This is a genomic window from Streptomyces sp. YIM 98790 (genome assembly GCF_011421595.1).
Lineage (GTDB): Bacteria > Actinomycetota > Actinomycetes > Streptomycetales > Streptomycetaceae > Streptomyces.
On the sequence record NZ_WTLH01000157.1, the window covers coordinates 1 to 13,969 of the forward strand.

General features: G+C 72.9%; 13 protein-coding genes. 10 read left to right on the top strand and 3 right to left on the bottom strand.

Annotated elements, in window-relative coordinates; genetic code table 11:
• The 6 genes from GQS09_RS21650 to GQS09_RS21675 all read left to right on the top strand — a co-directional run.
• Positions 1 to 510, top strand: a 510-nt coding sequence (locus GQS09_RS21650; RefSeq protein WP_165988850.1) for a helix-turn-helix transcriptional regulator, incomplete at its 5' end; no start/stop codon positions are given.
• A gap of 132 nt (positions 511 to 642) precedes the next feature.
• Positions 643 to 1,215, top strand: a complete 573-nt coding sequence (locus GQS09_RS21655; RefSeq protein ID WP_165988852.1) for a pyridoxamine 5'-phosphate oxidase family protein — start codon at positions 643 to 645, stop codon at positions 1,213 to 1,215.
• Positions 1,212 to 2,633 (top strand): FAD-binding oxidoreductase, encoded by a 1,422-nt coding sequence (locus tag GQS09_RS21660; protein ID WP_165988854.1) that lies wholly within the window; start codon positions 1,212 to 1,214, stop codon positions 2,631 to 2,633. The genes GQS09_RS21655 and GQS09_RS21660 overlap by 4 nt, the downstream gene beginning before the upstream one ends.
• A gap of 122 nt (positions 2,634 to 2,755) precedes the next feature.
• Complete coding sequence (locus GQS09_RS21665) at positions 2,756 to 3,277, top strand: hypothetical protein (protein ID WP_165988856.1); 522 nt, start codon at positions 2,756 to 2,758, stop codon at positions 3,275 to 3,277.
• Positions 3,278 to 3,393: 116 nt separating this feature from the next.
• The gene (locus GQS09_RS21670) at positions 3,394 to 4,710 is read left to right on the top strand and encodes a M18 family aminopeptidase (protein ID WP_165988858.1); all 1,317 of its coding nucleotides are present in this window, start codon (positions 3,394 to 3,396) and stop codon (positions 4,708 to 4,710) included.
• 139 nt (positions 4,711 to 4,849) lie between these two features.
• Complete coding sequence (locus GQS09_RS21675; protein ID WP_165988860.1) at positions 4,850 to 5,674, top strand: maleylpyruvate isomerase family mycothiol-dependent enzyme; 825 nt, start codon at positions 4,850 to 4,852, stop codon at positions 5,672 to 5,674.
• 131 nt (positions 5,675 to 5,805) lie between these two features.
• Here GQS09_RS21675 and GQS09_RS21680 read toward each other — a convergent pair whose 3' ends face one another.
• The gene (locus tag GQS09_RS21680; RefSeq protein WP_165988862.1) at positions 5,806 to 7,554 is read right to left on the bottom strand and encodes a protein kinase domain-containing protein; all 1,749 of its coding nucleotides are present in this window, start codon (positions 7,552 to 7,554) and stop codon (positions 5,806 to 5,808) included.
• A gap of 252 nt (positions 7,555 to 7,806) precedes the next feature.
• Here GQS09_RS21680 and GQS09_RS21685 point away from each other — a divergent pair, with 252 nt between their 5' ends.
• A complete protein-coding gene (locus GQS09_RS21685; protein WP_165988864.1) occupies positions 7,807 to 9,594 on the top strand; it encodes a protein kinase domain-containing protein in 1,788 nt (595 codons plus the stop codon).
• A gap of 21 nt (positions 9,595 to 9,615) precedes the next feature.
• Here GQS09_RS21685 and GQS09_RS21690 read toward each other — a convergent pair whose 3' ends face one another.
• A complete protein-coding gene (locus GQS09_RS21690) occupies positions 9,616 to 10,074 on the bottom strand; it encodes a pyridoxamine 5'-phosphate oxidase family protein (protein WP_165988865.1) in 459 nt (152 codons plus the stop codon).
• 199 nt (positions 10,075 to 10,273) lie between these two features.
• A complete protein-coding gene (locus tag GQS09_RS21695) occupies positions 10,274 to 10,936 on the bottom strand; it encodes a response regulator transcription factor (protein ID WP_165988867.1) in 663 nt (220 codons plus the stop codon).
• Between the two features lie 414 nt (positions 10,937 to 11,350).
• Between GQS09_RS21695 and pdhA the strand changes: the two genes are divergently transcribed.
• From pdhA to GQS09_RS21710, 3 genes are all read left to right on the top strand, one after another.
• Positions 11,351 to 12,541 carry a pyruvate dehydrogenase (acetyl-transferring) E1 component subunit alpha gene (gene pdhA, locus GQS09_RS21700; RefSeq protein WP_165988869.1) on the top strand — a complete coding sequence of 397 codons (1,191 nt, stop codon included), beginning with the start codon at positions 11,351 to 11,353 and terminating at the stop codon, positions 12,539 to 12,541.
• A gap of 1 nt (position 12,542) precedes the next feature.
• Positions 12,543 to 13,565: an alpha-ketoacid dehydrogenase subunit beta gene (locus GQS09_RS21705; protein WP_165988871.1), complete on the top strand. Its 1,023-nt coding sequence runs from the start codon at positions 12,543 to 12,545 to the stop codon at positions 13,563 to 13,565.
• A gap of 24 nt (positions 13,566 to 13,589) precedes the next feature.
• Positions 13,590 to 13,969, top strand: a 380-nt coding sequence (locus GQS09_RS21710; protein ID WP_313896261.1) for a biotin/lipoyl-containing protein, incomplete at its 3' end; no start/stop codon positions are given.

The following is a 13,969-nucleotide window of genomic DNA, read 5'->3' on the forward strand; positions in this document are numbered from 1 at the left end:
GCCACCGCCGGGGCCGCCACCGCCGGGGCCGCCACCGCCGCCGCCGTACGTGCCGCGGACGGCCCACCGGGGGAGGACGGAGTGGAGGAGGCGACCCGGCTGCTGCGCCGGGCCCTGGCCGCCTGGCAGGAGCTGCGGGTGCCCTACGAGGCGGCGCGGGTGCGGATGCTGCTGGCGGCGGCCGGCCGCGCGGCCGGGGACGAGGAGGGCGCGCGGCTGGAGCTGCGGGCCGCGCGGGCCGCGTTCCGCGAGCTGGGCGCCGTACCGGATGCCCGGCGGGCCGACGCGCTGCTGAGCGGCCGGCGGCGGCCGCTGCCCTCCCGGCTCACCGGACGCGAGGCCGAGGTGCTGCGCCTGGTGGCGGCCGGCCGCACCAACCGGGCCATCGCCGCAGAGCTGCACATCAGCGAGCACACCGTGGCCCGGCACCTGAACAACATCTTCGCCAAGCTCGACGTCACCTCCCGCGCCGCCGCCACCGCCTTCGCCTGCACCCACGGCCTGGCCTGACCACCCGGCCCGCCTCGCCCCCGCAGGGGGCGCAGCACCCGGCATGGGCAGTTCTGACCATGCGGACGGCGGCCCGCGAAGTGGGCGATTCGGGCGATGCGGCGGTGCGGCGCCCCGGACTACAACGGCGGTATGACCGACATCACATCCGGCACCGCAGCCGGCACCGCGGCGGGGACCTCCGCCGGGATCGCGCGGGCGCGGCGCGGCCTGTACCGGGCAGTGCGGCGGCAGCTCACCGCCGAGCTGCGCACCTTCCTGGACCGGCACACCATCGCCGTGCTCGCGACGGCCGATCCCGACGGCCGCATCCATGCCGTCCCCGCCAACTACCTCTTCGACGACGACGGCCGCTTCCACATCGCGACCTCCTCGGTCAGCCGCAAGGCGCGCAACGCCGCCGCCCGTCCCGAGGTGACCCTCACCGTGGACGACCGCACCGACATCGCCTGGGTGTCGGCCGCCGGCACCGCCGACATCGTCACCGGCGCCGCGTCCCGCGCACTCAACGACCGGATCTACCGGCGCGCCTGGGGCGAACTGGCCGGCCCGCTGGCACCGGTGCTGCACCGCATCGAGGACGTCACCCTCACCGTCACCCCGCACACCTGGCGCTCCTGGGACTTCCGCTCGGCCGTGCTGCCCGCACTGGCCGCCGCCGGTGTCCCGCGCGCCGAGCTCGAAAGCTGGTTCCCGTCGCCATGACTGTCACCGACCGCACCCGGAACACCGCAACCACCGGAACCGCCGCAACCACCGAGACCGCCGGGACCGCCGCGGAGCTGCGCCAGGCCGTGCACGGGGAGGTCATCGAGCCCGCGGACCCCGGCTACGACCGGGCCCGCCGGGTCTACAACGCCCTGCACGACCGCCGCCCGGCCGTCGTCGTCCGGGCCGCCGACGCCGGTGACGTGCTCGCCGCCGTGTCCTTCGCCCGCGAGCGCGCGCTGCCGCTGGCCGTACGCGGCGGCGCGCACTCCGCCGCCGGCTGGGGCACCTGCGAGGGCGGCGTGGTGATCGACCTGGTCCGGATGCGCGGCGTCCGGGTCGACCCGTACCGCCGTACCGCCCGTGCCGAGGGCGGCTGCACCTGGGCCGATCTCAACCATGCCGCCCACGCCTTCGGCCTGGCCACCACCGGCGGCATCGTCTCCAGCACCGGCATCGGCGGCCTCACGCTCGGCGGCGGCATGGGCCACCTGGCCCGCCGCTGCGGCCTGACCTGCGACAACCTCATCGCCGCCGACGTGGTCACCGCCGACTCCACGCTGCTCACCTGCGACGAGATGCACCACCCCGAGCTGCTGTGGGCGCTGCGCGGCGGCGGTGGCAACTTCGGTGTGGTCACCTCCTTCGAGTACCGGCTGCACCCGGTGGGGCAGATCCTGGGCGGCCCCACCTTCTTCCCCCCGGACCCGCAGGTGGCGCGCGGCTACCGGGAGCTGATCGCCGAGGCGCCCGAGGAGCTGAACGCCCTGTTCCTGGTGGGGCTCGGCCCGCCCGTGCCGTTCCTGCCCGAGCGCTGGCACGGCCGCCCGGTGTGCGGGGTGCTCACCTGCTGGAGCGGCCCGCCGGAGGAGGACGAGCGGGTGCGGGCCCGGCTGTCCGGGCTCGGCACCGTGCTGGGCCAGTACGTCGGCCGGATGCCCTACCCGGTGATCAACACGCTGTTCGACGAGATGCTGCCGGCCGGCCTGTGCCACTACTGGAAGGGGGCCTTCAGCCGGGACCTCAGCGACGGCGCCATCGACGTGCATCTGTCCTTCGGCGAGTCGATGCCCGCGCCGCAGAGCACCACGGTGGTCTTCCCGGTCGACGGGGCCTGCCACCGGGTGGGCCCGGAGGAGACCGCGTTCGCCCACCGCGGGGCCTCGTTCTCCACCGCCTTCGGCGCCAGTTACCCGGACCCGGCCGACACCGAGGCCAATGTGGCCTGGACCCGTGCCTACGACCGGGCGCTGCGCCCGCACACCATGCCGGCCGCGTACCTCAACTTCATGGACACCGACGACCAGCACCGCGCGCCGGACAACTTCGGCGTCAACTACGACCGCCTGCTGTCCCTGAAGCGCCGCTACGACCCGGGCAACCTGTTCCGCGTCAACCACAACCTCGCGCCCTGAGCGGCCTTCTTGTCGTATCCGGAGAAAAAAATCCGTGCGGTGGTGAACCGTCCCGGGGCGGGGTCCGTATCCAAGGGTGAGAACGTACCGCCACCAAGGATCATCAACTGGGGGGAACCACCATGAACAAGAACAAGCTGCGCGCGCTGTCCGTCGCGATCGCCGGTGCCGCCGTGCTGTTCACCACCACCGCCTGTGAGGACACCGACCTGGGCGGCGGCGCGGACACCGGCGCCCCGGCCGAGGAGAACGGCGGCAAGGAGGACGGCGGCGCCGCGGAGTACACCGGCGGCATCGCGGTCTACGACCACCCGGAGTACGGCGAGATCCTGGTCGACGACGAGGGCTACACGCTCTACCGGTTCACCGACGACACCGACTCCCCGGTGACCTCCGCCTGCACCGAGGACTGCCTGGACCTGTGGCCGGCCGCCGAGGCCGCCGACCCGGCGAAGGTGGAGGGCGTGGACGCCGGCCTGCTGGACGCCTACCAGCGCCCGGACACCGGCACCTACCAGCTCGTCATCGACAACTGGCTGCTCTACACCTACCAGGGGGACGCCGAGCCCGGTGACGCCATCGGTCAGGGCGTCGGCGACAAGTGGTACGTCGTCGCCCCCGACGGTTCTCTCATCCAGAGCTGAGCCGGAGGGTGGTCCGGGCCGTTCTCCCCCGCCCCGGCGCGGGGGAGAACGGCTTCGCCGCCCGTGCCTCGCCCGACGGACCGGCCCGCGGCGCACCGACTACGTATGCTGTGCGAATGGCTGCACTACCGCTTTTCGACCGGACCCACACCGATGACCTGCTGGGCTATCTGGCGGCGTCGCCGTCGCCCTACCACGCGGTGGCGGGCGCGGCCGAGCGGCTGGAGAAGGCGGGCTTCCGCCGCCTGGCGGAGACCGACGCCTGGGACGGCGAACAGCCCGGTGGCCGCTATGTGCTGCGCGGCGGCGCGCTGATCGCCTGGTACGTTCCCCGGGGCGCCGGCGCAGCCACCCCCTTCCGGATCGTCGGCGCCCACACCGACTCCCCCAATCTGCGCCTCAAGCCGAGCCCGGACACCGGCCGGCACGGCTGGAAGCAGCTCGCCGTGGAGATCTACGGCGGCCCGCTGCTCAACTCCTGGCTCGACCGCGACCTCGGCGTCTCCGGGCGGCTGATCCTGCGGGACGGCAGCACGCTGCTGGTGCACACCGACCGCCCGCTGGCCCGGGTGGCGCAGCTCGCCATTCACCTCGACCGCCAGGCCAACGAGGCGCTCAAACTGGACCGGCAGCAGCACATGATGCCGCTGTGGGGCCTGGGCGAGCCGTCCGGGGGCGAGCTGCTGGAGTTCCTGGCCGGCGAGGCCGGGCTGGACGGCCCCGGCGAGGTGGCCGGCTGGGACCTCATGCTGCACAGCGTGGAGCCGCCCGCCTATCTGGGCAAGGACCGGGAGCTGGTGGCCGGCCCCCGGATGGACAACCTGGTCTCGGTGCACGCCGGCACCGCCGCGCTGACCGCCGCCGCGGCGCTGGACGCGGCCGGCCGCGAGCCGGGCGCGCTGCCGCACATCCCGGTGCTGGCCGCCTTCGACCACGAGGAGAACGGCAGCCAGTCGGACACCGGCGCGGACGGCCCGCTGCTGGGCACGGTGCTGGAGCGGTCGGTGCTGGCCCGCGGCGGCACCGCCGAGGACCGGGCGCGCGCCTGGGCCGGCTCGTTCTGCCTGTCCTCGGACACCGGGCACTCGGTGCACCCGAACTACGCCGAGCGGCACGACCCGGACCACCGCCCGGTGGCCGGCGGCGGCCCGCTGCTGAAGACCAATGTCAATCAGCGCTATGCCACCGACGGCACCGGCCGCGCGGTGTTCGCCGCGGCCTGCGAACGCGCCGGGGTGCCCTGGCAGAGCTTCGTCTCCTCCAACTCGGTGCCCTGCGGCACCACCATCGGCCCGATCACCGCCGCCCGGCACGGCATCGCCACCGTGGACATCGGCATCCCGCTGCTCTCCATGCATTCCGCACGTGAGCTGTGTGCCGCCGCGGACCCGTATCTGCTCGCCAACGCCCTGGTCGCGTTCCTGACCGCGTAGCCGCGGGGCGCGAGTGGCGAGGGGGGCGCGCAATGTGCCCGGGACCCGCGCAGACCTTTGAAGCCCCTCGAACTGACAGGTGTTTGCGCCCTAGGATGTGGGAACACTCCGCCAGCAACTCACCGCTTCGAGGGGTCCCGTGAGCGTGCACCCGAGCCTTCAGCCGTCCATCGACGCCTGGACGCAGTCCATCGAGGCGATATCCGAACTCGTCTCGCCACTCGTCGAAGGCGAGTGGAACCGTCCTACCGAGTGTCCCGGCTGGTCCGTGCGCGACGTGGTCTCCCACATCATCGGCGCCGAATGCGAGGCGCTCGGCGACCCCCGGCCCATCCACAGCCTTCCCCGCGACCTCTACCACGTCAAGGACGAGGCCAGCCGCTACAACGAAGTCCAGGTCGACGTCCGGCGCCACCACACCGCGCCCGAGATGACCAGCGAACTGGAATACACGATCATCCGCCGCTCCCGGCAGCTCCGCAACGAAAAGCGCGATCCCTCCTATCTGATCAGCCACCCCGTTCTCGGCAAGCTCACCCTCGAACAGTTTCTGCGCTACCGGGCCTTCGACGTCTGGGCGCACGAGCAGGACATCCGCAGGGCACTCGGCCGGCCCGGCACCCTGGACACCCCCGGTGCCCTGATAGCCCGCGACATCATGCTGGAGCGGCTGCCCAAGGTGATCGCCAAGGACGCCGCCGCGCCGCGCCGCTCCGCGTTCGTCTTCGATGTCAGCGGCCCGGTCGAGTTCCTCCGCACGGTGCGGGTGGACCAGGACGGCCAGGGCTCGGTCTCCTCCAGCCCGTCCCTGGGCCCGCTGGTCACCTTCACCATGGACTGGGAGACGTACTCCCGGCTGGCCTGCGGCCGGGTCCGGGTCCGCCGCGTGGCCGACAAGATCAAGATCGAGGGCGACGCCGACCTGGCCAACACCATCCTGACCAACTTCTCCGTCACCCACTGAGGTCCGGCGGCATCGGCGCCGTCCGGTGACGGAGACGCCAACGGGCCCGGCGGCCGGTTCCGCCGGGCCCGTTGGCGTCGCCCGTCGGCGTCCGCGCCGCGCCGCGCGGCCGGGGACCGCCGGCGCCCGCGTCAGGGACTGGTCTCGTACCCGGTGGAGATGACGATGGTGACCTCGTCCTTCTCCGGGTCGAACGGCTGGTACGGCGCGGGCGTCTGGTCCACCACCATGCCCTTGCCCTTGAGCGCCTCGTCGGTCTCCTCGTCCTTGTACAGCCAGCCGGCCTGCTGCATGCACTCCTTCACAGAGGCGAAGTGCACGTCGTAGAAATCCGGCATGGAGACCGCGCCCGGGTACTCCTCCTGGTCGTAGTGCTCGCTGGCGTTGGTGCACGCGGTGACGTCGATGGTCTTGGTCTCGTCGCCCTCCTTGAAGCGCGGCTCGCGCTCCCCGGGGTCCTCGCTCTCCCGGGTACCGCCGTCCGCGCCCGCGTCGGTCTCCTGCCCGGTGCCGCCGTCGGTGCCCGCGCTCTCCCCGGTGTCCGCCTGCTCCTGCTCCTGGACCGGCCCTCCGCCCTCGGCCTCGTTCTGCTCGGTGCCGCCGTTCACCACGGCCACGATCGCGATACCGGCCACCACCACGATCGCGGTCACCGCGGCCAGCATCACCCACAGCATGGACTTCTTGTCGCCGTCCCCGCCTGCGCGTCCCGGGGGCGCCTGGGTCACGGCCCCGTAGGGCGGCGGGGTGCCCGGCCCGGAGGCCATCGGCGTCTGGGGCGCCGGGGTGTGCGGATAGCCGTAGGCGCCCGGGGCGGTGGGCGGCGGGGTGGCGGCGGCAGCCGGGGCATAGGGCGACCGCCCGCCCGGCGGGGGCGTGCCGGCCCCGGTCGGCGGCGGCGTGGTGGGGCCGCCGAACTGCGGGAACACCGTCTGCGACACGGCCGCCCCGGACTGCAGGGGGGCCGCCCCGGTGATCTGCGGGGCGGCCCCGGAGAGGGTGGCCGCCAGCCGCTCGCACTCCTCCTTGACCGCCTGCGCGGAGGGGAACCGCTCGTTGGGGTTCTTGCGCAGCATCCGGGCGACCAGCGCGTCCAGCGCCGGCGGGACCGCCGCGTTGAACACGGACGGCGCGGGCGGCTCCTCCTGCACATGCGCGTAGGCGATGGCCAGCGGGTTGTCGGCGTTGAACGGCAGCCGCCCGGTGAGCAGTTCGAAGAGCATGATGCCCACCGAGTACAGGTCGGAGCGGGCGTCCACACCGCGTCCGAGGGCCTGCTCGGGAGAGAGGTACTGCGGGGTGCCGACCACCATGCCGGTCTGCGTCATGGCGGTGACCCCGGACTGCATGGCGCGCGCGATGCCGAAGTCCATCACCTTGACCACGCCGCGCCGGGTCACCATCACATTGCCCGGCTTGATGTCCCGGTGCACCAGGCCCATCTCGTGCGAGATGTCCAGCGCCGCGCACACGTCCGCGGTGTACCGCAGGGCCTTGTCCGGGGGCATCGCCCCGTACTGCCGGATGTCGGCGTCCAGTACACCGCGCAGCGGCTCGCCGTCCACGTACTCCATGACGATGTACGGCACGGGCAGGCCGTCGATCAGGTCCTCGCCGGTGTCGAAGACCGAGACGATATTGGTGTGGGTCAGCTTGGCCACCGACTGCGCCTCGCGTTTGAAGCGCTCCCGGAACGATTCGTCCCGGCCGAGCTCGCCGTGCATGGTCTTGACGGCGATCTGCCGGTCGAGCACGGTGTCGTAGCCCAGGTGCACCGATGCCATGCCGCCCGTGCCGAGCAGCCGGTCCAGGCGGTAACGCCCGGCGCCGACCGCTTGGCCCGAGTAGTCCGCAGGCCGGCCCGTGGCATGGTCACTCATGGTCTGACTGCTCCCCCGTCGGTGGCATGAGGCGTACGTGATGAGGCTTCGCAGCCCATACGACAGGGCCCAGTCTGCCTCAGCGCCGGTACGCGTCAAGCCGCTTGTCCGTTCCGTGACCGCTCGCGGCTGTGCTGTGACGAAGGCGTCATGCAACGCCCCGCTCGGTCATACTCGGTAGCGGTCAGTTGGCCATGCGGGCCGGAAACCGGTTTGATGGTTCATCGCAACGGCGAGGTACGGCGAGGATCGATGACACAGGAGCGAGACGGTTCCGCCCCCGGCGAGGAGTCCCGCGGGCGCGGTTCCGGGGCATCGCCCGACTCGCCGGAGGGGTACGGGGTCAATGGCCGGGTGGGAGAGGGCCGTTACCGGCTGACCCACCGGCTGGGGCGCGGCGGCATGGCCGAGGTGTTCGGCGCCGAGGACGTACGCCTCGGGCGCCAGGTGGCGGTCAAGCTGCTGCGCTCCGATCTGGCGGAGGACCCGGTCGCCAAGGCGCGCTTCACCCGCGAGGCACAGTCGGTGGCCGGGCTCAACCACCATGCGGTGGTGGCCGTCTACGACTCCGGCGAGGAGCCGGACGCCGACGGCAACGCGGTGCCGTACATCGTCATGGAGCTGGTCAGCGGGCGCACCGTGCGGGAGGTGCTGCACTCCGGCGACCCGGCCGACCCGGTCACCCCCGAGCGGGCGCTGACCATCGTCTCCGGGGTGCTGGAGGCGCTGTCCTACAGCCACCGCCACGGCATCGTGCACCGGGACATCAAGCCGGCCAACGTCATCATCACGGACACCGGCTCCGTCAAGGTGATGGACTTCGGCATCGCCCGCGCACTGCACGCCGCCCAGCAGACCATGACGCAGACCGGCATGGTGATGGGCACCCCGCAGTACCTCTCGCCGGAGCAGGCGCTGGGCAAGGCCGTGGACACCCGCTCCGACCTGTACGCGGTGGGCTGCCTGCTGTACGAGCTGCTCACCGGGCGGCCCCCGTTCGTCGGGGAGACCCCGCTGTCCGTGGTGTACCAGCATGTCCAGGACACCCCGCGGGTCCCGTCCGAGCTGAACCCGGCCTCCCCGCCGGAGCTGGACGGCCTGGTGATGCGGTCGCTGGCCAAGGACCCGGACGACCGTTTCCAGTCCGCCGAGGAGATGCGGGCGCTGGTGCAGTACGCGGTGCGCATGCTGGAGCAGCACGGCGGGCACACCGGCGGGCTGTGGAACACCGGCTCGGTGAACGCCGACACCCCCGCCATGGGCACCCCCGGGGTGTCCGCCACCGCGGCCACGGCGGTGCTCGGGGCCACGGGGCGGATGCCGCACGGCCCGGCGGTGACCGGCCCGGTGGGCCTGGGCATGGCGCCGGAACCGGCCGGCGGCCCGGCGGGCGGCCGGAGCGGCCCGGGGCGCGCCCGGGGTGTCTATGTGCTGGTGGCGGCGCTGGCCGCGGTGGCGCTGCTGGTCGGTGCCCTGGTGATGCTGCAGCCCGGCGGCGGCAGCGGCGGTTCCACCCGTGAGGAGCCGCGGGACACCACCCCGCCGGCCACCGGCCAGGAGACGTCGGAGCCCGAGGAGGACGAGGTCACCGAGACCGGGGAGCCCGAGGACGACGGCGGGCCGGCCGATCCCGCCACCCCGGACTGGACGGACTCGGGCGACCCGCAGCACCGGCCCACGGAGCCGGAGGAGACCACCGGCTCCACCGAGCCGGGCGGGACCGAGGGCGCCGACGGCGAGACCACGGAGGGCACCACCACCGAGGGCGAGTCGGGCGAGACCACGGACGGCGGCACCACGGGCGAGACCACCACGGACGGCACCACCACCACGGACGGCGGCACCACGGACGGCGCCACCACGGGCGAGACCACCACGGACGGCACCACCACCGACGGCGGCACCACGGACGGCAGCACCACCACCGACGGCGGCACGACCACCGACGGCGGTGCCGGCAGCGCCGGCACCGTCAGCGGGAACACCGTGAGCGGCACGAACGTCGGCCAGAGCGGCGGCAGCACCGAGGGCGGCACCTGAGGCCCCGCACCCGCCGCCGTGCTAGGCGCCCGCGTAGCCGTGGCACACGGCGGCGAAACGGGGGGTGAGGCGCAGATAGAGCGCCTGTTCCGGCAGGCGGCCGCCACCGGGCAGCCCGAACGCCGTCCGCTCCGCGTCCGACGGCTCGGCCACCTTGGCCGTGCCGATCAGCTGCACCATCACGCCCGCCGCCGCGCCCGCCGCCGGGCCGGCGGTCCCCCGGCCCTGCGGCGGCTCGCCGTCCGCCACCCGGTCCGCGGCATAGGCCAGTACCGTGCCGTCGAGCTGGCGGGCCTCCGGGCGGCTGGTCGGAATGCGCAGCAGCACCTGGCCGCCCTTCCCGACCAGGTGCCGGGCGGGCACGATGTACGGCAGGGCGCGCCGGGTCACCGCGGCCCGGCCGGGCGGCATCCCCGGCAGCAGCCGGAGCGCCTCGGCGAGCAGCAGATCGGGGGTGTCGGGTCGGGGCGCGGCGAGCATGCCTCCCAGGGTGCCGGGCACCGCGGGGGCGGCCGAGCGGGGAAAGTCCTGGATCGGCGGCCCGTTGGTCCCGGGCTCGGGCGTCCCCTGGTCCGGAAACGGGCCATTCGCCCCGCACCCCACCGGACCGGTACGACCCGTGCCGGTCCCGCCGGTCCCGCCGTCCTCGGGGGCGGTCCTCCGGGGCCTGCGGGCGCGGCTAGCGCTGCTGCTTCTCCGCCTGCAGGCGGGCCACGTAGGCGGCGGCCTGCGAGCGGCGTTCCATGCCCAGCTTGGACAGCAGGCTGGAGACGTAGTTCTTGATCGTCTTCTCGGCCAGATGCAGCCGCTCGCCGATGGCCCGGTTGGTCAGCCCTTCGCCGATCAGGTCCAGGATGCGGCGTTCCTGGTCGGTGAGCTGCGCCAGCCGGTCGTCCCGGCGGTCCGCGCCGTCCCGCAGCCGCTCCAGGACCCGCTGGGTGGCCACCGGGTCCAGCAGCGACTTGCCCGCGGCCACGTCCCGCACCGCGGACAGCAGCTCGGAGCTGCGGATCGCCTTGAGCACGTACCCGGAGGCACCGGCCATGATCGCGTCGAACAGCGCCTCGTCGTCGGCGAAGGAGGTGAGCATCAGGCACTTGATGGACTCGTCCCGCGCACGGATGTCCCGGCAGACCTCCACGCCGCTGCCGTCGGGCAGCCGGACGTCGAGCACGGCCACGTCCGGCCGGGCGGCGGGGATGCGGTTCACCGCGTCCGCGGCGGTGCCGGCCTCGCCGACGACCTCGATGTCGGACTCCAGTGACAGCATCTCGTACACCCCGCGCCGCACGACCTCATGATCGTCGACGAGGAATACGGTAATTTTTCCGTCTTTGTGCACGCCCCCAGTCTCACACACCGGGGCGTCCCACGCCTGCTGCCGACTTACCAGTCAGTAGCCAAACGCCGGGTCTGCGCGCACCCGCACCCCCGCGTGCCCGCTGCCGCCCAAGGCTTCCCTAAGCCAGTCGGCTCAGCTACGGTGCGCATGTCCCTGCTCGGCTTGCGAAGCTGTGACCAGTGTCGATCCCGGCTTGTCCGCGATTTACTTGGATTTCCAGGTAAATCCGCAGGTCAGGGCGTTTCACGGGAGCGTGCGTTCCTGGGTACGGTGCTGTCTAGCGGGCCGTCGAACGGGACGTTTTCTGTCACGCTCGGCTCCGTCCGCGCCGCACACACCCCGTGCGCCGCACGGCACCGGGCGAGCCGCACTGGCGCCCGGAAACCCCGGGGGCCGGACCGACGGAGGAGCACAGTGACCGTGGACAGCACTGCCGCGCGCGGCAAGCCTCGCCGCAGCAGCGCCAAGCGCACCGCCAAGAAGACCCAGCCGGGCAAGCCCCCCACCCCCGGCTCCCGCAGCGAGGCACCCGAGATGGTGCAGTTGCTCACCCCCGAGGGCGAGCGCGTCGAGCACCCCGACTACGCGGTGGATCCGACCCCCGAGGAGCTGCGCGGCCTGTACCGCGACATGGTCCTCACCCGGCGTTTCGACGCCGAGGCCACCGCCCTCCAGCGCCAGGGCGAGCTGGGTCTGTGGCCGTCGCTGCTGGGCCAGGAGGCCGCCCAGATCGGCTCCGGCCGCGCCCTGCACGACGACGACTACGTCTTCCCGACCTACCGTGAGCACGGCGTGGCATGGTGCCGCGGCGTGGACCCGACGATGCTGCTGGGCATGTTCCGCGGGGTCAACCACGGCGGCTGGGATCCCAACTCCAACAACTTCCACCTCTACACCATCGTCATCGGCTCGCAGGCCCTGCACGCCACCGGCTACGCCATGGGCGTGGCCAAGGACGGCGGCGGCCAGGCCGTGATCGCCTACTTCGGCGACGGCGCCTCCAGCCAGGGAGATGTCAGCGAGGCGTTCACCTTCGCCGCCGTCTACCAGTCCCCGGTGGTGTTCTTCTGCCAGAACAACCAGTGGGCCATCTCCGAGCCCACCGAGCGGCAGACCCGCGTCCCGCTCTACCAGCGGGCCGCCGGCTTCGGCTTCCCCGGCATCCGGGTGGACGGCAACGACGTGCTCGCCGTGCTGGCCGTCACCCGGGCGGCCGTGGAGCGGGCCCGGGCGGGTGAGGGGCCGATGCTGATCGAGGCGTTCACCTACCGGATGGGCGCGCACACCACCTCCGACGACCCCACCCGCTACCGCCCCTCCGACGAACTGGAGGAATGGCAGGCCAAGGACCCGATCCTGCGGCTGCGCCGCTACCTGGAGCGGGAGAAACTGGCCGACGCCGGCTTCTTCGCCGCGCTGGACGAGGAGAGCGACCGCCTCGCCCGGCACGTCCGCGAGGCCATCCGGACCATGCCCGACCCGGACCACATGGCGATGTTCGAGCACGTCTACGCCGACGGCCACGCCCTGGTCGACGAGGAGCGCTCCGCCTACGCGGAGTACCTGGACTCCTTCGCCGACGCCGACACCGAGGAGGTCCGCTGAGATGGCAACCGACACCCAGGGACGCGTCGGCGGACAGCAGGCCGGCGGCCCGGTGAAGACCGCCTTCGCCAAGGCGCTCAACACCTCGCTGCGCACCGCACTGGAGAACGACCCCAAGGTCCTGGTCATGGGCGAGGACGTGGGCAAGCTCGGCGGCGTCTTCCGGATCACCGACGGTCTGCAGAAGGACTTCGGCGAGGAGCGGGTGATCGACACCCCGCTGGCCGAGTCCGGCATCATCGGCACCGCCATCGGCCTGGCCCTGCGCGGCTACCGCCCGGTGGCGGAGATCCAGTTCGACGGCTTCGTCTTCCCCGCCTACGACCAGATCGTCACCCAGCTCGCCAAGATGCACGCCCGCGCACTGGGCAAGGTCAAGCTTCCCGTGGTCATCCGCATCCCCTACGGCGGCGGCATCGGCGCGGTGGAGCACCACAGCGAATCCCCCGAGGCGCAGTTCGCCCCGGTGGCCGGCCTGAAAATCGTCTCGCCCTCGACCCCCTCGGACGCCTACTGGATGCTCCAGCAGGCCATCGAGTGCGACGACCCGGTGATCTTCCTGGAGCCCAAGGCCCGCTACTGGGACAAGGGCGAACTGGACACCTCCGCCATCCCCGCCCCGCTGCACCGGGCCCGGGTGGTCCGGCAGGGCACCGACCTGACGCTGGCCGCCTACGGTCCCACGGTGAAGACCGCCCTGTCGGCCGCGCAGGCGGCCGAGGAGGAGGGCCGCTCGCTCGAAGTCGTGGACCTGCGCTCCATCTCCCCCCTCGACTTCGACACCCTCCAGAGGTCGGTGGAGAAGACCGGGCGGCTGGTGATCGTGCACGAGGCCCCGGTCTTCTTCGGCACCGGCGCCGAGGTGGCCGCGCGGATCACGGAAAGGTGCTTCTACCATCTGGAAGCACCGGTGCTGCGGGTCGGCGGCTTCCACGCCCCCTACCCGCCGGCCCGGCTGGAGGAGGAGTACCTCCCCGGCCTCGACCGCGTGCTGGACAGCGTCGACCGCGCGCTGGCGTACTGATCAAGGCGGAGGAGAGTCGCACCGATGACCACGGCTTCACCAGAGCGCTTCCGCGAGTTCAAGATGCCCGACGTGGGCGAGGGCCTCACCGAGGCGGAGATCCTCACGTGGCACGTCCAGCCGGGTGACGAGGTCCACGACGGCCAGATGGTGGTGGAGGTGGAGACCGCCAAGGCGGCGGTCGAGCTGCCGATCCCGTACGACGGCACGGTCCACGAGCTGCTGTTCGACGAGGGTGCCACGGTCGACGTGGGCACCCCCATCATCACCATCGACACCACCCCCGGCGCCCCCGGCGAGGCCGCCGCACCCGTCGGGGCCGGCGAGCCCGCCGCGCCCGCCGGCGGGGAGCAGGGCGGCCGGGAACCGGTCCTGGTCGGCTACGGCGTGTCGGCCGCCGCCAC

Bases quoted from the DNA above. Each gene is read 5' to 3' on its own strand.
- GQS09_RS21655 (WP_165988852.1), top strand. From the start codon at position 643: ATGACCGACATCACATCCGGCACCGCAGCCGGCACCGCGGCGGGGACC.
- GQS09_RS21660 (WP_165988854.1), top strand. From the start codon at position 1,212: ATGACTGTCACCGACCGCACCCGGAACACCGCAACCACCGGAACCGCC.
- GQS09_RS21665 (WP_165988856.1), top strand. From the start codon at position 2,756: ATGAACAAGAACAAGCTGCGCGCGCTGTCCGTCGCGATCGCCGGTGCC.
- GQS09_RS21670 (WP_165988858.1), top strand. From the start codon at position 3,394: ATGGCTGCACTACCGCTTTTCGACCGGACCCACACCGATGACCTGCTG.
- GQS09_RS21680 (WP_165988862.1), bottom strand. From the start codon at position 7,554: ATGAGTGACCATGCCACGGGCCGGCCTGCGGACTACTCGGGCCAAGCG.
- GQS09_RS21685 (WP_165988864.1), top strand. From the start codon at position 7,807: ATGACACAGGAGCGAGACGGTTCCGCCCCCGGCGAGGAGTCCCGCGGG.
- GQS09_RS21690 (WP_165988865.1), bottom strand. From the start codon at position 10,074: ATGCTCGCCGCGCCCCGACCCGACACCCCCGATCTGCTGCTCGCCGAG.
- GQS09_RS21705 (WP_165988871.1), top strand. From the start codon at position 12,543: ATGGCAACCGACACCCAGGGACGCGTCGGCGGACAGCAGGCCGGCGGC.